The sequence below is a fragment of the Ruegeria sp. C6 genome, from assembly GCF_056537625.1.
Window position 1 is genome coordinate 204,539 of sequence record NZ_JBQFRW010000006.1, and the last position, 20,239, is coordinate 224,777.

The window sequence follows — 20,239 nt, forward strand, 5'->3', positions numbered from 1 at the left end:
AAACCCACTCAGGCCAAGCCGATATGAAGGTCGGGCTGTTCTCCTGCGCCAAGGATGAAGGGCCGTTTATACTTGAGTGGATCGCGTATCATCTGCTGGTCGGGTTTGATCCTATTCTGATTTACAGCAATGACTCGACAGACGGCACCGCCGAGCTGCTTGATGCGCTGGATAACAACGGGGTTATTTCCCATGTTCTGCAAGGGCTTAAACCCGGGCAAGTACCACAGCATACAGCGGCAGAAACGGCCTATGCGCATCCTTCGCTTAACGATGCCGATTGGCTGATGTGGCTTGATAGCGATGAGTTTCTTTTCTGTGCAAACGATGAAAATCAGGTCGCAGGTCTCGTCGAACGCTGTTCCAGTTTCGCCGAGGGCATCGCCGTGAATTGGTTGATCTTCGGAAATGGGGGCAACGACAAGTGGGAACCGGGGCTGGTCACGCAACGATTCCTAAAGCGTGCCGATACAGATCATAATTTGCATCGCTACTTCAAAACGCTTTTTCGAAAGTCTGATAAAATACAGGGGTTTGGCCTCCACCGACCCCACTTGCAGCCAGACTTTCGGAACGATGGATCGCAATTTGTAAATGCTACGGGCCTGCCGATGCACGAACACATGTATCGTACGGGATCACGGCGAAGACATGCGCTGGGCGCCGCGCCCGAGCATCTGTCTACACACGATTGGGCTGCTGTCATTCACTACCCGGTGAAAACGCGAGACAGTTTCGCGCTCAAGCGGCAGCGCGGGCAAGGCACGAAAGCGACAGATGCACCCAACCGGTCCAGCCGGTTTCGTGAAAGGTATTGGAACAAGTACAACCAGAACAGCGTTGTGGATGATCGAATGCTGGCGATGGGTGGCAAGCTACAGGCAAAGGTTGATGAGTTGCTGTTATTGCCTAAAGTTGGGTGCGCGCACTCTGCCTGCCTTAAGAATTACGCGCTGAGGCTCCAAACTCAGGCTCAACCCGCGCCCTGAAAGTCGTTTGGAACGGCCCGGGAAAACACACTATTGAGTTTACGGGTCTACCTTGGGCTACGCTTCGCCAGAATCCGCTGCAACGTCCGGCGGTGCATGTTCAACCGGCGCGCGGTTTCCGAGACGTTCCGGTCGCACAGCTCATAAACGCGCTGGATATGTTCCCAGCGGACGCGGTCGGCGCTCATGGGGTTTTCCGGCGGCGGGGGCAGTTCGTCGCCCTTGGCCAACAGAGCGTTGGTGATGTCAGTGGCGTCGGCGGGTTTGGACAGATAGTCGGTTGCACCAATTTTGACCGCCGCAACGGCGGTGGCGATGGCGCCATAACCGGTCAGAACCACAACCCGGCTGTCGGGGCGTTTTTCGCGCAGCACTTCAACCACGTCCAGTCCATTGCCATCTTCAAGTCGCAGATCAACCACGGCATAGGCAGGTGGGCGGGCTGTGGAAATGGCGCGGCCTGCGGCGACGGAACCCGCGGTTTCAACCTCGAATCCGCGTTTTTCCATGGCCTTGGCCAGACGTCTCAGAAACGGCTCGTCATCATCTACCAGCAGCAGCGATTTGTCGGGGCCGATTTTAAGCTGGGAACTGTCTGCCATATGTGGGTCTTTCCGCTATTTCATGCCTCTTGGCTTAAACATGAGTAATAGCAGCGCCATTCCAAAGGTCAAACCGACTGTTGAGGATCAGGCCTGATCAAGGAAGCAGCCAATCTTGTCCGCCATCTGCTCGGCCGTTTCATCGCGTTTGAAAAATTCCAGAAACCCGTCCTCGGGCGTCATCAGATAGGTAAAGGTCGAGTGGTCGACCAAATAATACTCATCGCTTTTGTCTTGGGCCTTGTAATAGGTCTTGTACGCCTTGCTGGCCGCCTTGATCTGCTCGGGCGATCCGGTCAGGCCAATCACGCGTTCATGCAGGTTGAACGCGAAATCGCCCACGACCTCGGGGGTATCGCGATCCGGGTCTATCGAGATGAACAACGGCGTCACCGACTGACCGCGCTCTGCCAGCAAATCGATCGTGTCGACATTGCGCGACATGTCAAAGGGGCAAACATCCGGGCAGAAGGTATAACCGAAGTAGACAAGCGTGGGCTCGGTGATCACATCCTTGTCGGTTACCGTCTCACCCTTGGCGTTAAGCAGTTCGAACGGTCCGCCGATTGCGGCGCTCCCGCCCGCAATCTGAGACGAGCGGCACTGCGCGTATTTGTCGTCCGCGCCGCCTCGCGTCAGCAGCCACATTGCGCCAAGACCAATTGCAAGAACAACAGTTGCGAGAATAGCATAAAGACGAACCATGGCGCGTATCCTGATACGAAAGGGGATGTTGATCGATTCTGCCGGGACACCTATCAACATGTCGGACCGACGCAATAGGACATAATCGACAGATGACGAATTCCAACACCAGTCTTTGGCGTGGGCAGGAGCGCAGTACCTGGATCAGGCTGCGCACGCTGATCCTGCTACGATGGGTCGCCATTATCGGCCAGTTTACGGCCATCACGGTTGCACAGAAATATTACGACGTTCAGCTTGAGCTGGCATTGTGTTATTTCGTCATCGGCATTTCGGTGATGGGTAACCTCACGGCCATTCTGTTGTTTCCCGAAAACAAGCGCTTGTCGGAATTCGAGAACTTCCTGATGGTGCTGTTCGATCTGCTGCAGCTGTCGATCCTGTTGTATCTGACGGGGGGGCTAAACAACCCGTTTGCGCTGCTGTTGCTGGGTCCGGTGACGATTTCTGCAAATGTAATGAGCACCCGCTCGACCCTGATCATCGGCAGCGTTGCGGTGATCCTGACCACGTTGCTGGCGCAGTTCCACCTCCCGCTGAGAACCAATCTGGGGTTGGTGCTGGATATCCCCGATATTTTGCTGTTCGGAAACTGGGCGGCGATTATCATCGCCATCGTTTTCATCGGCGCCTATTCGCACCGCATCAGTTCCGAAGTTCAATCGATGTCCGAAGCGCTCTCGGCCACCCATATGGCGCTGGCGCGCGAGCAAAAGCTGACTGATCTTGGTGGTGTGGTGGCCGCCGCCGCGCATGAGTTGGGTACGCCGCTGGCTACGATCAAGCTGGCCAGTTCAGAACTGATCGAAGAGCTGGACGACCGGCCTGAGCTGATGGAGGACGCAGCCTTGATCCGCGAACAGGCTGACCGCTGCCGCGACATCCTGCGCGATATGGGCCGAGCTGGGAAAGATGACTTGCACCTGCGTCAGGCGCCTCTGTCCACCGTGATCCATGAAGCGGCAGAGCCACATATCAATCGTGGAAAAGTGGTGCATTTCGACGAGGGACCAGTTGCGGATGGCGATGTGCAGCAGCCCTCGATCCTGCGCAAGCCCGAGATCATTCACGGGCTGCGCAACCTGATCCAGAACGCAGTGGATTTTGCCCAGTCGACGGTCTGGGTCGAAGCTGAATGGACCTCTGACCGGATCAGCGTTTCGATCATGGATGATGGTCGCGGCTACCCCTCCCACATCATAGGTCGGATTGGTGACCCGTTCATGCGCCGCCGCCGCGCCGATCGCAGTAGTCGGCCGGAATACGAAGGCATGGGGCTAGGTCTGTTCATCGCCAAAACCCTGCTGGAACGCAGCGGTGCCGAACTGAGCTTCGCCAATGGCGCGGACCCTTATCAGACCCTGACTGACCAACCGGACCGCAGGGGGGCGATCGTCAATGTCGTTTGGCCGCGCAAGCTGATCGACGCGCAAACCGGGGACACTCCGGTTCCCTCGGGCGCCAACCAACCGTTCCAGATCTGAGTTAAGACCCCGTTAACCATTGTTGTTCATATAGATTCAAACGTTTTACCCGGGGGTTGGAGCAATGGCCGAATGGATCGTTCTGGCCGCAATCAGTGTGGTTTCGGCCAGCTTTGCGATATTGTGGCTCTTGCCACGCCATCAGGCCAAAACAAGAGATTTCGGGCTGTCAGCGCCCGGAGCGCTGTTCGATGTTGTCTTCCTGTTCGATGGCGACCGGTTGATCAGCCACTCCGATATTGCGCTGGCAGGTTACGAATCCGTCAGCAACTGGGCTGAACTGCGGCGTTTGCTGCAACGTGATTTTCCCGCTTTCCCCGAAACGCCCGAGATTGTCCGGTCCGGGGGCAACATCGCCGTTTCAGCCATCGACTGCACAGTCGAGCGCGAGGTTCTGTGCGAATGGATCGATGGTATCATTCGGGTTCAATTACGTGATCTGACGGGGACCATCCCTGCGCCACGCCGTGACCAGCGCGATCCAATTCGTTTGGCGATGGAGCAGGCGCCCTACCCTGTTTGGCTGATAGATCACCGTGACAAGGTGGGCTGGTGCAATGCGGCCTATGTACGGTTGGTTCGCAAGATTGCGGGACCGGATGCCGATCTGACGGACCCTCTGTTTCCTTCTCACAGGGACGAGGCGCAGCTGAGTCGAAAAACCCGTGTCTCGATTCCGGTAAGGGACAGCGATGCCAAGCTCTGGTTTGACCTGACCCAGGTCGCACACGAACAGGATCAGTTGTGTTACGCGGTCGATATCAACGCGATTGTCGAAGCCGAGACAGCACAGCGCAAGTTCGTGCAGACCATGACCAAGACCTTCGCGCAGCTCTCCATTGGCCTAGCGATCTTTGACCGCAACCGGCAACTGGCCCTGTTCAATCCAGCGCTGATTGATCTGACCACCCTGCCACCCGACTTCCTGAGCCTGCGCCCAAGCCTGTCCAGCTTTTTTGACCGGCTTCGCGACCAGCATATGATGCCCGAGCCTAAGAACTATCGCAGTTGGCGGCGCCAGATGAACGACCTTCTGGAGGCGGCACAGGACGGGAACTATCAGGAAACCTGGTCGCTGCCATCAGGATCGGTCTATTCCGTCAGTGGTCGCCCGCATCCCGATGGGGCCGTGGCTTTCCTGTTCGAAGATATCACCGCCGAAATCACACTGACCCGACGGTTCCGCGCTGAAACGGACCTTATGCAATCCATTCTGGACAAGCTGGCTGATGCCATCGCGGTGTTTTCGGATGACGGTTCGCTGGCGATCACAAATTACGCCTATCAGGTGTTGTGGGGCGACAGCGGCGAAGTAGGATTCGAACCAGCAACGGTGCTGGAAATCACACGCCAATGGCAGGAGCACTGCACCGCCACGCCGATCCTTGGCGAGATCCGCGAATTCGTCACCGCGCGAGAGAATCGGGCCGAATGGTCGGCTAAACTGATCCTAAAATCCGGCGGCTCTTTGAACTGCACGGTCAGCCCCATGCAAAACGGTGCAACAATTGTCCGTTTCGCCTCGGACAACCCGGTCAGGAACATCACGGAAATACAAAGAATCAGCGCCTGAACCGGTTGCAGCCGACCCGGCGCAGGTTCATTGTGACGCCATGAACGCACCGCTGACTCTGACCTCGAAATCCCCATTCGACACTGCTGAAGTTGCCACCAAACTGGGTGGCGCGTTGCAGTCTGGCGATACTATCTTGCTTGAAGGTACGATCGGCAGCGGCAAAACCCATTTCGCACGCGCATTGATCCAATCTCTTCTGTCCGCACCCGAAGATGTGCCTTCGCCGACCTTTACTCTGGTTCAGGTTTACGAGACGCAGCTTGGAGAGGTCTGGCATTCAGACCTCTATCGTCTTTCTGCCGTGGAAGAGATCGAAGAGCTGGGGCTGGTCGACGCCTTCGACGCCGGCATTTGCCTGATCGAGTGGCCTGAAAAGCTGGGTCCCCTGACGCCAGAGCCGGCCTTACTGATCCGGTTCACCACAGACGCCAACGAACAAGATACGCGACAACTTAAGATGTCGTGGACAGACCCGAAATGGAACGCCAAGCTGGAGGGGATCCAATGACGAACCGGGCCATTCTGGCAGAAGCCTTGATCGCGCAGACACCATGGAACGGCGCACGGCATACGCCTTTGGCGGGTGATGCCTCGAACCGCCGGTACGAGCGTCTGACCGACCCTGCCACCGGCCGGACCGCCGTTTTGATGGATGCTCCGCCCGACAAGGGCGAAGCTGTTGAACCCTTCGTGCGTATGTCGAAGTACCTGCGTTCCATTGGGTTGAGTGCGCCGGAAATCTACGCCGAGGACTGCGAATACGGGTTTCTGTTGCTCGAAGATTTGGGCGACGATCTGTTCGCACGCGTCTTGCGGGACGATCCGACGCTTGAGCGCACGCTGTATGACGCCGCAACCGATGTACTTGTCCATCTTCACGCGGCGCCGACGCTTTCGCTCGACAGTTACGACCCCGCTATGATGACCGAATTGGCGGCGCTATCGTTCACGAAATATGCGCAAGGCATTCTTGGATCGCACGACGACGAGGCCCGCGCCCGGTTCGAGCTGCGCTTTGCGGATATCCTGCACCGGGAAACCGGCGGAACACGGGTTGTTGTGCAACGCGATTACCACGCAGAAAACCTGATCTGGCTGCCCGAGCGCGAAGGTCTGGCGCGCGTCGGTCTGCTGGATTTCCAAAGCGCGATGCTGGGGCATCCCGCCTATGATTTGATGTCACTGCTACAGGATGTGCGTCGGACTGTGCCCGCCGGGATCGAGATGCGGATGATCGACCGCTATATCACCGCAACCGGCGTCGATGGGCATGATTTCCGCACCGCATATGCTGTTCTGGGCGCACAGCGTAACCTGCGCATTCTGGGCGGTTTTGCCCGGCTGGCGACCGATTATGGAAAGCCACACTACGTCGACCTGATCCCGGCTGCGTGGGCACATTTGATGCGCGATCTCGAAAATCCCGGGTTGGTGCCGGTGGCAGACCTGTTGCGCAGCGCTCTGCCCGCCCCAAGCCCCGAAAACCTGGAAAAGCTGAGGGCGCAATGACCGGCCCCCCCCAAGCTGCAATGCTGTTTGCCGCGGGCTTTGGTACTCGCATGGGTGCCCTGACCAAAGACCGGCCCAAACCGCTGATCGAGGTGGCCGGGCGGCCCCTGATTGATCACGCACTGGATCTGGTCGATGCGCTCAGGCCGCTTCGGGTTGTTGCCAACCTGCACTACCACGCTGATCAGTTGGCTGATCATCTGGCGGGCTGCGACGTTATGATATCGCGGGAAGAACCGCGCATTCTGGATACTGGTGGTGGGCTGCGCGCAGCGCTACCTCTGCTTGGATCCGATCCCGTATTCACCTTGAACAGCGACGCGATCTGGGCTGGGCCCAACCCGCTGAACTTGCTGAAGGATCAGTGGACTCCGGATAAAATGGATGCGCTGCTGATGTGCGTTCCAGTTGGGCAAACCCTTGGCCACACAGGCCCTGGTGACTTCACTCAGGACAGCACAGGGCGGATCGTCCGCGGTACAGGTCTTGTTTACGGCGGGGTACAAATTCTGAAAACCGAAGCGCTGCATGACATCGCTGAGGACGTGTTTTCATTGAACGTATTGTGGGATCGAATGCTGCAGCAAAAGCGCCTGTTCGCACTGTCTTACCCCGGTCGCTGGTGCGATGTGGGGCGTCCCGAGGGTATTGATCTGGCCGAGGGGCTAATTGCCGATGTTTGAGCCCAGCGCCCTGCCCCGGGTCTTCGCCGTTCCTCCGGGAGCGGATTTTCCCAAGGTGTTGGTTGACGGGCTACATGAGCGGTTTGTGGGGCAGCCGCCCGACGTGCTGGCCCGGGTGCAACTGGTGATCAACACCCGCCGGATGGCGCGCCGGGTGCGCGATCTGTTTGATCAGGGTCCCGCTTGCCTTTTGCCACGCCTCTCTTTGGTCACCGTTCTTGGTGAAAGCGCCGATCTGGCGCAGATCCCACCCGCAATCCCGCCTCTGCGTCGCAGGCTGGAGCTGACGCAGCTGATCGCAAAACTGCTAGACCAGCAACCCGATCTGGCGGCCCGGTCCTCGCTGTTCGATCTATCTGACAGCCTGGCCGGGCTTATCGACGAGATGCAGGGGGAAGGTGTCTCTCCCGATGCGATCAGGCAACTGGATGTCAGCGACATGTCCGGCCATTGGGCGCGGGCACAGGCCTTTATAGGCATCGCTGATCAGTTCATGGAATCCGGTTCGGAGGCGCTGGATGCGCAGGCCCGACAGCGGCGCGTGGTCGAGAACCTGATCGCGCGCTGGGAGGCGTCGCCGCCCGAACATCCTGTCATTCTGGCAGGCTCTACCGGGTCTCGCGGAACCACCCTGATGCTGATGCAGGCGGTTGCGCGTCTGCCTCAGGGGGCGCTGGTGCTACCCGGCTATGATTTCGACCAGCCTGAACATGTTTGGAGCAATCTGGATAACCCGCTGACATCTGAGGATCATCCTCAATACCGGTTCCGCAAGCTGATGCTTGGGCTAGGGCTTCGCCCGGATCAAATCCGGCCATGGACCACGGATCAGGCCCCTTCACCTGCCCGTAACAAGCTGATTTCGCTTGCATTGCGCCCTGCCCCGGTCACCGACGCATGGATGACTGAAGGCCCGCTCCTGCCCGACCTGAACGGTGCAACCAAGGATGTGACGCTGATCGAGGCGCCCTCGCCCCGGGCCGAGGCCTTGGCCATTGCGCTACGCCTACGGCAAGCGGCCGAGACCGGCCAGACCGCCGCGCTAATCACCCCCGACCGGATGCTAACCCGGCAGGTCAGCGCCGCACTGGACCGGTGGAATATCCTGCCCGATGACAGCGCGGGCCTGCCACTGCAGCTGTCTCCGCCCGGGCGGTTCCTGCGCCATGTCGCCGGGCTGTTCGCGCGCCGCCTGGATGGCGAGGCTCTGCTGACGCTGCTCAAACACCCACTGTGCCATGACGGGGGCGACCGGGGCAGCCACCTGCTGCATACCCGCGATCTTGAGCTTGACCTGCGTCGCTATGGCCCGCCCTTTCCCGACAGCGCCAGCCTGACCGCTTTCGCCATTCGTACTGAAGCGCCCGAGGACTGGGTCCGCTGGGTTACCCAGACATTTTGCGATCAATACGACCCCACCGAACAGCCACTGCCGGACTGGGTCGCCCGGCTTCGCACGCTGGCCGAGATGATCTCGGCAGGTGCAACCGGTGAATCTGGCACATTGTGGGACAAGAACGCGGGCCAGAAGGCGCTTGCGGTGATCTCTACTTTGGAAGCCGAAGCACAGCATGGCGGCGCGATGACCGCCCATGACTTTGCTGACCTTCTGGGCGCGTTGTTGGCAGGTGAAGAAGTCCGCGACCGTGATGCACCTCACCCGCATCTGATGATCTGGGGCACCCTGGAAGCGCGCGTTCAGGGTGCGGATCTGCTAATTCTGGGTGGCTTGAACGAAGGCAGCTGGCCCGAGGCTGCGGCACCCGACCCCTGGCTGAACCGTCAGATGCGCAATGAGGCCGGTCTTTTACTGCCCGAACGCAGGATCGGCCTGTCCGCGCATGACTTCCAGCAGGCGGCAGGTGCGGCAGAGGTGGTTTTGACCCGCGCTACCCGCTCGGATGATGCGGAAACCGTGCCATCCCGTTGGCTGAACCGCATGACCAACCTGTTGCAAGGCCTGCCTGAACAGGGTGGAACTAGGGCGTTAGAAGCAATGCAAGCGCGGGGCCAACGGTGGCTGGATTGGGCAGAAATGCTGGAACATGCACCCCGAATCGCACCCGCGCACCGCCCGTCGCCACGACCACCCGTCGCGGCGCGGCCACGGCGGCTATCGGTGACCGAAATCAAACGCCTGATCCGCGATCCGTACGCCATATATGCCCGGCATATCCTGCGATTGAGACAACTGGACCCGCTGGTTCAGGCGCCAGATGCCCTGCTACGCGGTATCGTCATCCACGAGGTGATGGAACAATTCGTGCGTGACAGCGTTCTGGATCCGGCTTTATTGACCCGAGAAAATTTCCTGAAACGCGCCAAAGCTTTGCTGGACGACCACGTTGCCTGGCCAACTGCCCGAAAGCTGTGGCTGGCGCGGCTAGAGCGGATTACCGATAGCTTTCTGTCCGCCGAGATTCAGCGCCGCGCCGATGGTGGGCCTGTGGCTTTTGAGGTTGGGATGCGCCTGACGTTGACGCCGCTGGACTTCACCATTGCCGGACGTGCCGACCGAATCGATCGAAGCGGGCAGGGGGCTTTGCGTATCATCGACTACAAGACGGGCACTCCGCCAACGGAAAGTCAGCAAGCCAAATTCGACAAACAACTGCTGATCGAGGCCGCAATGGCCGAGCAGGGCGGTATCGAAGGATTCGATCCGCTTCCCGTTGCACAGGCGATCTTCATTGGCATGGGCGGCACCTATAAAGAAGTGCCCGCACCGCTGCAGAAAGAGCCGACCGACAAGGTGCTGGCCGAACTGAAAGAGCTCATATCAGCCTATTTAGAGCCTGATCAGGGGTTCTCTTCACGCAGGATGCTGCACAAGGACACAGATATAGGGGACTATGATCACCTCGCCCGGTTCGGCGAGTGGGATCGTTCAGCGGAAACCGAACCGGAGGACCTGACATGACCCCCCGCAATGATGCCACCGAACGGCAGGTTCAGGCCGCGCGCCCGGACGCCTCAACCTGGCTGGCGGCCAATGCGGGCTCGGGCAAGACCCGGGTGCTGACCGACCGGGTGGCGCGGCTGTTGCTGGATGGCGTACAGCCGCAGCATATCCTGTGCCTGACCTATACCAAGGCCGCGGCCAGCGAGATGCAGAACCGGTTGTTCAAGCGTCTTGGCAAATGGGCAATGTTGGGCGACGGCGACCTTCAGTCTGAGTTGGTCGAACTTGGCGTACCGGGCGTGATCGATCCCGACCGGTTGGCGCAAGCACGGACCCTGTTTGCCCGCGCTATTGAGACGCCTGGTGGCCTGAAAATCCAAACGATCCACTCCTTCTGTGCTTCGCTGCTGCGACGGTTCCCGCTTGAGGCGGGGGTCAGCCCTCAGTTCTCCGAAATGGAAGACCGGGCTGCGGCGTTGCTGCGCGAAGAGATCATTGAAAGTTTTGCCGACGGCCCTCAGGCCGAATTGATCGAAGACGTTGCCCGCTTTGTCACCGATACCGGTTTTGACAAACTGACTGCCGCTGTTGCGCAGAAACGAAATCAGTTTGAACATGTGCTGCAATGGCCGGACATTCTGCAACGGTTTGATCTGCCCGAAGGTTTTGATGAACAGGTCCTACTGCGTAAAGTGTTTCTGGGCGGTGAGGTCGAACTGATCCAGTCCATTTTACCCGCGCTTTCGGAAAGCGGAGGGAACAATGCCAAGGCCGCCGACAAGCTTGTCGGCTTTACCGACGCCCGGCTCAGCAAACTGACGATACTTGAAAACGTCCTATTGACGGGTAAGGGTGCGAAAGAGCCCTTTGCCGCAAAACTCAACAGCTTTCCAACCAAGGCGCTGCGTGAAGGGGTGCTGGCAGATCGGATGCCCCAGCTCGAGGCCCTGATGCTGCGGGTCGAAGCCGCGCGGGAACAACGACTGGCGCTGGTTGCGGCCCAGAAAACCCATGTATTACATCGCTTTGCCGCGGCCTTCCTTCCGGAATACGAGCGGTGCAAGCAGGTGAGGGGTTGGCTGGATTTTGATGACCTGATCCTGCGCGCACGTCAGGTGCTGAACGACCCAGCGGTGGCGGAATGGGTGCTGTACCGGCTCGACGGTGGCATCGATCACATTCTGGTGGACGAAGCGCAGGACACCAGCCCAGATCAGTGGGACGTGATCGAAAAGCTGGCACAAGAATTCACCAGCGGGGAAGGGGCCCGATCCGGGGTTGAGCGCACGATCTTTGTGGTCGGCGACAAGAAACAGTCGATCTATTCCTTCCAGGGCGCCGACCCGCAAGCCTTTGACCAGATGCAGGCCGAATTTGGACGAAAACTCCGAGAATCAGGCTCTAAACTGTGGGATTCAACGCTGGAATATTCGTTCCGCTCGTCCAGCGCGATCCTTGGGCTGGTCGATATACTGTTCGAAAACCATGTAGAGGCCGGGTTCCACAAGGATGCCTTGCACCGGGCATTCAAGGCCGATCTTCCTGGGCGCGTCGACCTATGGCCGGTGATCGAGAAGGTTGAAGACGAGGATGACAGCGATTGGACCGATCCCGTTGATCGACCTGGCGCACGGCATCACACCGTCATTCTGGCAGAACAGGTTGCCCGGTCGATCAAGGATATGATCAGGGATGGCGCCACCATTCCCGATGATGGCGATGCGTCGGGGACATTTGTCCGGCGCAAAGTGCTGCCCCGCGACTTTCTGATCCTTGTCCAACGCCGCTCGGACCTGTTTGCCGAGATCATTCGCGCCTGCAAAAGCGAGGGCCTGCCCATCGCGGGGGCAGATCGCCTGAAGGTGGGCGCGGAATTGGCGGTCAAGGATCTGGCTGCTTTGCTTAGCTTTCTGGCCACACCCGAAGACAGCTTGTCACTGGCGACAGTCCTGAAATCCCCACTGTTTGGCTGGACGGAACAACAGTTGTTCGATCTGGCTCATCGCAGGGAGGAAACTTATCTATGGGCAGCGTTGCGCAATCGTGCCGAGGAGTTCCCGGTAACGCTTGCGATTCTGAACGACCTACGCGGTCAAACCGACTTTCTGCGTCCTTATGATCTGATCGAACGTATCCTGACGCGCCATGACGGGCGACGCAAACTGCTGGGTCGGCTTGGGGCCGAGGCTGAGGATGGTATCAACGCGTTACTGTCGCAGGCGCTGGCCTATGAACGGACAGATATCCCAAGCCTCACCGGTTTCCTGGTCTGGATGCAAACCGACGATCTGGAGATCAAGCGCCAGATGAGCGGAGTCGGCAATATGATCCGGGTGATGACCGTTCATGGCTCGAAGGGATTGGAATCACCAATCGTAATCCTGCCGGACACTGGTAAACGACAGCCACCACGAGATGCCGAGATCATGATGGCGGGCGATACTCCGTTGTGGAAAGTGCCTTCTGATGCCTCACCTGCATTGATCGCAGCTGCGCGCCAAGAAGCCAGAACGCGCGAAGAGAATGAGCGGCTGAGGCTACTCTATGTGGCTCTAACACGGGCAGAAAAGTGGCTAATAGTGGCGGCCGCCGGGGATGTAGGCAAGGATGGCAACAGTTGGTATCAGATGGTTGAGGCTGCGATGGTGCGGGCAGGGGCTACTCATGTACCCGGCACCCAGAACCTTCGACTAGCGCATGGAGATTGGGAGGCTTTGCCCGCTGTTGAACAGGGCAGCATCCCGCACAACGAACAGCATTTGCCTGTATTTTTTGACCACCCCGCGCCAAATGCACCCGCGCCAGCCGAAACGCTCAGCCCCTCTGATCTTGGGGGTGCGAAGGCCTTGCCCGGAGATGCGGGGCAGGATGAAGAGGCGGCGAAACGACGCGGATCGCAGCTGCACCTGTTGCTCGAACATCTTCCTGCTGCCGCACAGGATCAATGGCCGCAGCTTTGCGCACGGCTTCTGGCCGATATGCAAGATGTTGAGCGGCAAGATCTGCTGACTGAGGCCACTTCGGTGCTGACGGCCGAATATCTGAAACCGGTCTTTGGCCCGGATGCGCTGACCGAGGTTTCGGTCTCTGCCGATCTGAACGGCACACGAATGCATGGGGTCATCGACCGGCTGATTATAACGGATACAGAGGTGCATGTGATTGATTTCAAATCCAATGCGACTGTTCCGACCGGGCCAGAATCCTGTCCCGAAGGGCTGTTGCGCCAGATGGCGGCCTACGCCCATGCCCTGTCGCAAATCTATCCCAATCACAGTATCCGCACCGCTATCTTGTGGACGCGAACCGCGCACCTGATGTGGTTGCCACACGATATGGTGACGGACGCTCTGACACCGAACCCTATATCTTGACCTTGCCCGGTGCCGCACCTAGGTTCTGAGCCCAAGCATTCCCAGTCAGGAGACAGACATGTCGACCGTAGCCGTTACCGACGACACCTTTGACGCCGAAGTCAAGAATTCCGATATCCCCGTCGTGGTGGATTTCTGGGCCGAGTGGTGCGGCCCCTGTAAGCAGATCGGCCCCGCCCTGGAAGAGCTGGCCAGCGAATATGGTGGCAAGGTGAAGATTGCCAAGGTCGATGTCGACAGCAACCCAAACTCAGCCGCGGCCATGGGCGTGCGCGGGATTCCGGCGCTGTTCATTTTCAAAGACGGTCAGGTGGTTTCGAACCGCGCTGGCGCGGCCCCGAAGGCGGCCCTGCAAAGCTGGATCGACGAGTCGATCTGACCTTCGCTAGTGTCCGAACGCAAAAAGGCGCCCCGCATTAGGCGCCTTTTTTTGTGAAAGCCACTGCGTGACAAGAGTTTAGACTCACTTGATGGTCCACCTCACCGATACTCCCGCGCCGTCTTTGTGGGTAAATGTAACGGTGTCGTCTGCGATTGAAACCACCTGACAGTCATGGGGCATCACTTCACCGACGATCACGATTCTCCGACAGTAATACCTGTCTTTCCACTCCCACGTGCCGCTGATACTGCCACCTTTCGGGCCTTTGCCCTCAACCGTGCCGTCCTTGTGAATTGTCACCCAGGTTTCGCCCTGAACCAGCTTCTTATCAACGATCAGGTTCATAAATTTCGCTTTGTTTTCTATGACTTCAGCGGATACGCCTGGCGCCAGAAGTCCAAACAACAACAATGATGACATGAGCCGAAAATACGTCATGGAATCAAACCTTTCATAGATCGTGTGCTTAAACAGACAGAATTCTAGTCGATAGCTGCGGTACACACCAAACATTCGGGTTTCGTGGTTTGGCCGGATGCAGTTCACTGTACTGGTTCTTTCAATTCGCAAGAACTCGTGCAGATTGTCGGGTCATCAGGAATAAGGAGGCGACATGCCCAAAACTCGGGTATTGGTGGAATTCGGTATGGGTACGTCGCTTCGGCGCGAAGACTATACCGAAGCAGCGCTGCGCGCGCTCAAGGATGCGCTCTGGCATAACTCGGTCAATATGGCGGAATTGTTCGGATTCCCGAAAGAGGCCATGATCATCGACGCGGAAATCGGAGTACAGCAACCGGACCGGGTGGATTCGCAGGCGTTGAAGGCCATTTTCCCCTACGGCCAGCCCAACATCACGGTCACACATGGTGGCTTGGATATCGACAAACCCCATTCTGAAGGTCGCACGGTGATCGCCAACGCCGCGATCGTTGTCTCATTTGATATGGAGCCCGCCCGATGACGGAAAAACGCATCATTCTGGAGATGGGGACCGGCAACGATCTGTATGGTCAGGACTATACCAAGGCCGCGCGCCGCGCTGTTCAGGACGCGCTGCACCACTCGTCCATCACGCTGTTTTCCAAACTGGGAATCAGTCATGAGGAGATGCGCGTTGAGGTCACGATTGGCGTTCAGCAGCCTGAGAAGGTTGATTGTGATCTTGTCGCCTCGGATCTGCCGCGGGGCCGCGCCTCGGTTCGGGCGGTCAAAGGGGGACTGGATGTCGAGGATGCCGAGGCGGGTACCCGGCATGTCGTAGCCACTGCTGCAGTTGAGGCTTATCTGCCTGATCTCGCAGGTAAATTCGTCGAAAACTGAAAAAGAAAAAGCCGCTCAATCGAGCGGCTCATCTTATAAGTGTTCAAATCCTGGATCAGAACTTGGCGATATCAGCGCGGGTCAGCCCGACGTCTTCCAGCTGCTCGTCGCTCAGTTGCGACAGTTCGTTGCGTGTCTGATATGATTTGTACCATTCGACAACGTTTTCGAATGCATGAGAGAATGCGTCCACTGCGTGCAGGATGGTGACTGCTCCGCGCGGCGCATGGGTTTTTGCGATTGCGTTTGCCATGTGCTTGGTCCTTTTAACAGAAACAGCCGACCCGTTGTCGGTTGTAAGCCTCATGTAACTCCGGCGGCTGAGTCTCACAAATGCTGACTCAACAGCCCCGGTTTGCGTTTACTGCATATCTTTTGGGCAGTTTTAGAACCGGTTGCGCAGAACCCGTGCCCGGCCCATATATGGCAGCACGGATAACGGAGGCATTCATGGCAGACAGCGATTTTCCCGGATGGCACGGCACCACTATTATTGGCGTCAAGAAGGGCGGGCAGGTTGTCATCGCCGGGGACGGGCAGGTCAGCCTGGGCCAAACCGTGATCAAGGGCACTGCGCGAAAGGTGCGTCGCCTGACACCGGGCGGGTTCGAAGTGGTCGCCGGATTCGCCGGATCTACGGCGGATGCGTTCACGCTGCTGGAACGTCTGGAAGCCAAGCTTGAGGCGACGCCCGGCCAACTGGCGCGTGCTTCGGTCGAGCTGGCCAAGGACTGGCGCACCGACAAGTATCTGCAGAAGCTCGAGGCGATGCTGATTGTGACCGACGGCAAGGATCTGCTCGTGATCACTGGGGCAGGGGACGTGCTTGAGCCCGAACACAACGTCGCTGCAATCGGGTCGGGCGGCAACTTTGCCCTGGCGGCGGCCCGTGCGATGATGGATAGCGACAAACCGGCCGAGGATGTGGCGCGTGAAGCTATGGCAATTGCTGCGGATATCTGCGTCTATACCAACGGCAATCTTACGGTTGAAACGATCGGGTCATGAGTGCGGTTCTGGCAGCGATATTTGGTGGGCTGATTGGCGGTATTGTTGGGCCGATTGTGCTTGAGGAATATCGGAACCGGAAGCACGCCAAGACATGGAAAGAGCCTCGCAAGAAGCTGCTTGAGTCCATGTTGAGGGATACCAAATACAAGTTCAAAACTCTGGAACGGCTCAGCAGAACAATTGGCTGTACCGAAGATCAGACACGCTCGCTATTGATCGAGCTGGAAGCCAGAGGCGCTGTTTCAAAGAAGACCAAAAAGGAAATTTGGGCACTGATAGAGCGCGCGCCATTACAGGAAAGCCAGCGCAAACTTGACGAAGAAGAAATTGAGGAAGAGCAGGAGTAGGTGACCCTTTCCGCTCTATCGGCTGCTCTTTACGCCAATAGCGCTTTGATCTCTTTCCCCTTCCACCTCAGATGCATCCCGATCAGGCCCATCAGGGCAGTGACGATGACGATGTAGTAGGGGACGCGGATGTCGATGCTCATCAATCCGCCTCCGATCAGGGACATGATACCGCCTGCTAGGCAGAACACGGCTGTGGTCACGCCCATGACCCAGCCCTGATCCGTTTCGGCAACGCTGGATGAGAACAGGCCTAGCAGCGTCGGGTAAGAAACGCCGAAGAAGAAGTAGAAGAAAAAGACCGGAATATAGCTCAGCACCCCGCTGGGGCTGAATGCGAAGGCAAAGCCACAGATCACCATGGTGACCAATGAGGTGTAGATGATCTGGTGCTTGCTGAACCTCTCTTGCGCTGGTTTCACAAGGAAGGTGCTGGAAAAGGCCAGCGCAACGCCAATGACCACCATCGCCATGCTGCCCCCTATTACGCCATAACCCCACGCGCTGGTCAGGAAGTTGTCGACGAATACATAGAAAGTAACGTTGGCGACCATGAACAGGGCGTAAACTGGCATGATCTTCAGAACCAGCGGGTGCTCGCGCACAGCAATAAGACTGTCGGTGATGTCGCGTGGGCGGAAAACAAAAGGTTCACGCTCGGTTCTGGTATCCTTGAAGAACGCGGTCACAAGAAAGATTGCAATCAGGACCAGTACAAACGCCCCGTAGAAAGGCGTTTTCAATGTCGCCGCGCTGCCCAATAAGGCTGCATCGGACAGAACCGCGCCTATGATCGGTCCTCCGACCAAGCCAAAGCTGACACCGGTCACAATATAACCCATGTTGCGGTCGCGGTCCGCAGCGTCGGTGCTGCCATCGATCATTGCCGCCTGCGCAATGGGCTGATTTCCAGCCGTAAACCCGGTGATCGAACGACCAATGATCAGCAGAAGCAGGCTGTTGAGATAAAGCGCTGCGATGGTCAGGGCGTAGCCGACCAGCGCCCCGGTCAAACAGACCAAAAGGGCATTCTTGCGCCCGATAGAGTCTGAAACCTTCGAGACATAGACCACCCCCAGAAACCAAGACAGGAAGAAGCAGCCGATCACCAGACCATAATAAAAGTGCCTTGTGCCCATGGCCGTGCTTTCCGGCAAGAAGCCGGACTTCGTTTCCATGATCAGGGAGTTGATGATGGGAAACACCAGCCCTTGTCCGATCAGGTCAACAAAGACCACAAACAGCAGGGTGATCTTGGCAATCTTGGTCATGAAAACGCCCCCAGTTCCAATATCTTGGGGCGAGTGTAACAGACAGTTGCCCTGTCACCTAACGGCGTGTCAGAGGCCGGAAAGCCCGACCCCTGAAGGGTGTGATTACTTCAACGAAGCAACTCCCAGCGGGACGCCGGCAACCTCGCACCAAATGTAAACTTCGTTGTAGCCCGAGACATCCATGGTTGGTGGCACGGCATAGGATTGCTTGCCGGTCAGGTGCAGCAGCGCGCCCAGTTTGCTGTCTGGGGCGTATGTGCCGTCCTTGCCAAATGCGACACGCGGGTCGGGGCCGTTGTCCAGCGAAAAGTCGTCGCCCAGTTCAACGATGTAACGCTCGCCATCTTTGACCAGTTTTACCGAACCGGTAGTGACGTGGTTCGAGCGGCCTTCAAATGTGCCTTTCTTTTTTGCGCCACCGGCCAGGGCAGCGGTGGTGCCGACCAGAGACAGGGCCGCGCCGGTAGCTGCAGCTTTCACAAAAAGCGAACGACGAGTCATCATGATGAGGTATCTCCCTAATGTCATACGGACGCAGAGTCCGTCGCGAAAGGTTATGCCGCAGACGCTGTGCATCTGGCGATTCACATCACCACGAAATTCCGTGTGCTGCCCGTGAGTTGCCGTGATCTTCTCGTGATCGGCTTGTGTTTTCGCGCCGTATGATTAGGTTCCGCTGCGAAACATACGGATAGAACACATATGACCGACCTGACCCCGCGCGAGATTGTCTCGGAACTGGACCGCTTTGTTATCGGGCAGAAAGACGCGAAACGCGCCGTCGCCGTGGCGCTACGCAACCGCTGGCGGCGCAAGCAGTTGCCAGATGACATCCGCGATGAGGTCTATCCAAAAAACATTCTGATGATCGGACCCACCGGCGTTGGCAAGACCGAGATCAGCCGCCGTCTGGCCAAACTGGCCCGCGCACCCTTCATCAAGGTTGAAGCCACCAAATTCACCGAGGTCGGCTATGTCGGTCGGGACGTTGAACAGATCGTGCGTGATCTGGCTGACGCCGCAATCCTGCAAACCCGCGAGTATATGCGCGAGGATGTCAAAGCCCGCGCCCATCAGGCCGCCGAGGATCGCGTGATCGAGGCGATTGCTGGAACCGACGCCCGCGAAGCGACACGCGAGATGTTCCGTAAGAAGCTGAAAGCGGGTGAGCTGGACGATACCGAAATCGAGTTGGAACTGTCAGATACCACGAACCCGATGCCGATGTTCGATATACCGGGCCAGCCGGGTGGTCAGATGGGGATGATGAATCTGGGTGATATCTTCGGCAAGGCCTTCGGTGGAAGGACCGTCAAGAAACGCATGACTGTCGCTGAAAGCTATGAGGCCTTAATTGGGGAAGAGGCCGACAAGTTGCTGGATGATGAAACCGTCAACCGGGTGGCTTTGGAAGCGGTCGAACAGAACGGCATCGTGTTTCTGGATGAAATCGACAAAGTCTGCGCCCGATCCGATGCGCGCGGAGGCGATGTCAGCCGGGAAGGGGTTCAGCGCGACCTGCTGCCTCTGATCGAGGGCACCACTGTCAGCACCAAACATGGCCCTGTGAAAACCGACCATATCCTTTTCATTGCATCCGGTGCGTTTCACATCGCCAAGCCCTCGGACCTGCTGCCAGAACTTCAGGGCCGCTTGCCGATACGCGTGGAACTGCGCGCCCTGACAGAAGAGGATTTCGTACGTATCCTGACCGAGACCGACAACGCTCTGACCCTGCAGTATACTGCCCTGATGGGCACTGAAGAGGTCACGGTCAGTTTCACCGAAGACGGGATCGCAGCCTTGGCCCGGATTGCGGCGGATGTGAACCAAAGCATCGAGAATATCGGTGCGCGGCGGCTTTACACGGTGATGGAGCGCGTGTTCGAAGAGCTTTCGTTCACCGCACCGGATCAGGCAGGGGCTGAGATCACCGTCGATGCAGGTTTCGTGAACGACAATCTTGGCGAACTGACAAAATCCACGGACCTCAGCCGTTACGTTTTGTAACAGGTGCCAGCCGGATTTTGCCAATGAGTCGTGCCCTCAGGCTGGACGCGGGGCGGGAATACGGTAGC

Annotated in this window: 20 protein-coding genes; 14 read left to right on the top strand and 6 right to left on the bottom strand. The window is 58.0% G+C overall.

Features of this window, described 5'->3' with window-relative positions:
• The first annotated feature begins 23 nt into the window (after positions 1 to 23).
• On the top strand, positions 24 to 989 hold the full coding sequence (locus ACR0MJ_RS17985; RefSeq protein ID WP_480762037.1) for a glycosyltransferase family 2 protein: 966 nt from the start codon (positions 24 to 26) through the stop codon (positions 987 to 989).
• 47 nt (positions 990 to 1,036) lie between these two features.
• Here the strand turns inward: ACR0MJ_RS17985 and ACR0MJ_RS17990 are convergent, their stop codons facing one another.
• Positions 1,037 to 1,591, bottom strand: coding sequence for an ActR/PrrA/RegA family redox response regulator transcription factor (locus tag ACR0MJ_RS17990; RefSeq protein ID WP_480762039.1), 555 nt, complete (start codon positions 1,589 to 1,591; stop codon positions 1,037 to 1,039).
• A gap of 87 nt (positions 1,592 to 1,678) precedes the next feature.
• Positions 1,679 to 2,296, bottom strand: coding sequence for an SCO family protein (locus ACR0MJ_RS17995; protein WP_170397869.1), 618 nt, complete (start codon positions 2,294 to 2,296; stop codon positions 1,679 to 1,681).
• 92 nt (positions 2,297 to 2,388) lie between these two features.
• Between ACR0MJ_RS17995 and regB the strand changes: the two genes are divergently transcribed.
• The 8 genes from regB to trxA all read left to right on the top strand — a co-directional run bounded on the left by regB (position 2,389) and on the right by trxA (position 14,203).
• Positions 2,389 to 3,780, top strand: coding sequence for a sensor histidine kinase RegB (gene regB / locus ACR0MJ_RS18000; protein WP_170397866.1), 1,392 nt, complete (start codon positions 2,389 to 2,391; stop codon positions 3,778 to 3,780).
• 64 nt (positions 3,781 to 3,844) lie between these two features.
• Positions 3,845 to 5,353 carry a PAS-domain containing protein gene (locus ACR0MJ_RS18005; protein ID WP_480762042.1) on the top strand — a complete coding sequence of 503 codons (1,509 nt, stop codon included), beginning with the start codon at positions 3,845 to 3,847 and terminating at the stop codon, positions 5,351 to 5,353.
• Positions 5,354 to 5,393: 40 nt separating this feature from the next.
• Positions 5,394 to 5,864, top strand: coding sequence for a tRNA (adenosine(37)-N6)-threonylcarbamoyltransferase complex ATPase subunit type 1 TsaE (tsaE, locus tag ACR0MJ_RS18010; protein ID WP_170407927.1), 471 nt, complete (start codon positions 5,394 to 5,396; stop codon positions 5,862 to 5,864).
• The gene (locus ACR0MJ_RS18015; RefSeq protein WP_480762045.1) at positions 5,861 to 6,865 is read left to right on the top strand and encodes an aminoglycoside phosphotransferase family protein; all 1,005 of its coding nucleotides are present in this window, start codon (positions 5,861 to 5,863) and stop codon (positions 6,863 to 6,865) included. Before tsaE ends, ACR0MJ_RS18015 begins: the two co-directional genes overlap by 4 nt.
• Complete coding sequence (locus tag ACR0MJ_RS18020; protein ID WP_480762048.1) at positions 6,862 to 7,548, top strand: nucleotidyltransferase family protein; 687 nt, start codon at positions 6,862 to 6,864, stop codon at positions 7,546 to 7,548. The genes ACR0MJ_RS18015 and ACR0MJ_RS18020 overlap by 4 nt, the downstream gene beginning before the upstream one ends.
• Positions 7,541 to 10,468, top strand: a complete 2,928-nt coding sequence (gene addB, locus ACR0MJ_RS18025) for a double-strand break repair protein AddB (protein WP_480762050.1) — start codon at positions 7,541 to 7,543, stop codon at positions 10,466 to 10,468. The genes ACR0MJ_RS18020 and addB overlap by 8 nt, the downstream gene beginning before the upstream one ends.
• The gene (gene addA, locus ACR0MJ_RS18030) at positions 10,465 to 13,824 is read left to right on the top strand and encodes a double-strand break repair helicase AddA (RefSeq protein ID WP_480762053.1); all 3,360 of its coding nucleotides are present in this window, start codon (positions 10,465 to 10,467) and stop codon (positions 13,822 to 13,824) included. Before addB ends, addA begins: the two co-directional genes overlap by 4 nt.
• A 58-nt stretch (positions 13,825 to 13,882) precedes the next feature.
• Positions 13,883 to 14,203, top strand: a complete 321-nt coding sequence (gene trxA, locus ACR0MJ_RS18035; protein WP_170397826.1) for a thioredoxin — start codon at positions 13,883 to 13,885, stop codon at positions 14,201 to 14,203.
• 84 nt (positions 14,204 to 14,287) lie between these two features.
• On the opposite strand, the gene ACR0MJ_RS18040 is transcribed toward trxA, so the two are convergent.
• Positions 14,288 to 14,551, bottom strand: a complete 264-nt coding sequence (locus tag ACR0MJ_RS18040; protein ID WP_170397824.1) for a hypothetical protein — start codon at positions 14,549 to 14,551, stop codon at positions 14,288 to 14,290.
• Positions 14,552 to 14,819: 268 nt separating this feature from the next.
• On the opposite strand from ACR0MJ_RS18040, the gene ACR0MJ_RS18045 reads away from it, so the two are divergent.
• Positions 14,820 to 15,170, top strand: coding sequence for a Lin0512 family protein (locus tag ACR0MJ_RS18045; protein WP_170397821.1), 351 nt, complete (start codon positions 14,820 to 14,822; stop codon positions 15,168 to 15,170).
• On the top strand, positions 15,167 to 15,529 hold the full coding sequence (locus ACR0MJ_RS18050) for a Lin0512 family protein (protein WP_170514195.1): 363 nt from the start codon (positions 15,167 to 15,169) through the stop codon (positions 15,527 to 15,529). Before ACR0MJ_RS18045 ends, ACR0MJ_RS18050 begins: the two co-directional genes overlap by 4 nt.
• A gap of 55 nt (positions 15,530 to 15,584) precedes the next feature.
• Here ACR0MJ_RS18050 and ACR0MJ_RS18055 read toward each other — a convergent pair whose 3' ends face one another.
• Positions 15,585 to 15,782: a DUF1127 domain-containing protein gene (locus ACR0MJ_RS18055; RefSeq protein WP_480602925.1), complete on the bottom strand. Its 198-nt coding sequence runs from the start codon at positions 15,780 to 15,782 to the stop codon at positions 15,585 to 15,587.
• Between the two features lie 197 nt (positions 15,783 to 15,979).
• Here ACR0MJ_RS18055 and hslV point away from each other — a divergent pair, with 197 nt between their 5' ends.
• Complete coding sequence (hslV, locus tag ACR0MJ_RS18060; RefSeq protein WP_170397812.1) at positions 15,980 to 16,537, top strand: ATP-dependent protease subunit HslV; 558 nt, start codon at positions 15,980 to 15,982, stop codon at positions 16,535 to 16,537.
• On the top strand, positions 16,534 to 16,887 hold the full coding sequence (locus tag ACR0MJ_RS18065; RefSeq protein WP_170425354.1) for a hypothetical protein: 354 nt from the start codon (positions 16,534 to 16,536) through the stop codon (positions 16,885 to 16,887). Before hslV ends, ACR0MJ_RS18065 begins: the two co-directional genes overlap by 4 nt.
• A 29-nt stretch (positions 16,888 to 16,916) precedes the next feature.
• Here the strand turns inward: ACR0MJ_RS18065 and ACR0MJ_RS18070 are convergent, their stop codons facing one another.
• Positions 16,917 to 18,158 (bottom strand): MFS transporter, encoded by a 1,242-nt coding sequence (locus tag ACR0MJ_RS18070; protein WP_170397806.1) that lies wholly within the window; start codon positions 18,156 to 18,158, stop codon positions 16,917 to 16,919.
• A gap of 105 nt (positions 18,159 to 18,263) precedes the next feature.
• Positions 18,264 to 18,665 carry a DM13 domain-containing protein gene (locus ACR0MJ_RS18075; protein ID WP_170397803.1) on the bottom strand — a complete coding sequence of 134 codons (402 nt, stop codon included), beginning with the start codon at positions 18,663 to 18,665 and terminating at the stop codon, positions 18,264 to 18,266.
• Positions 18,666 to 18,863: 198 nt separating this feature from the next.
• Here ACR0MJ_RS18075 and hslU point away from each other — a divergent pair, with 198 nt between their 5' ends.
• The gene (hslU, locus tag ACR0MJ_RS18080) at positions 18,864 to 20,171 is read left to right on the top strand and encodes an ATP-dependent protease ATPase subunit HslU (protein WP_480762058.1); all 1,308 of its coding nucleotides are present in this window, start codon (positions 18,864 to 18,866) and stop codon (positions 20,169 to 20,171) included.
• Positions 20,172 to 20,239 lie beyond the last annotated feature (68 nt).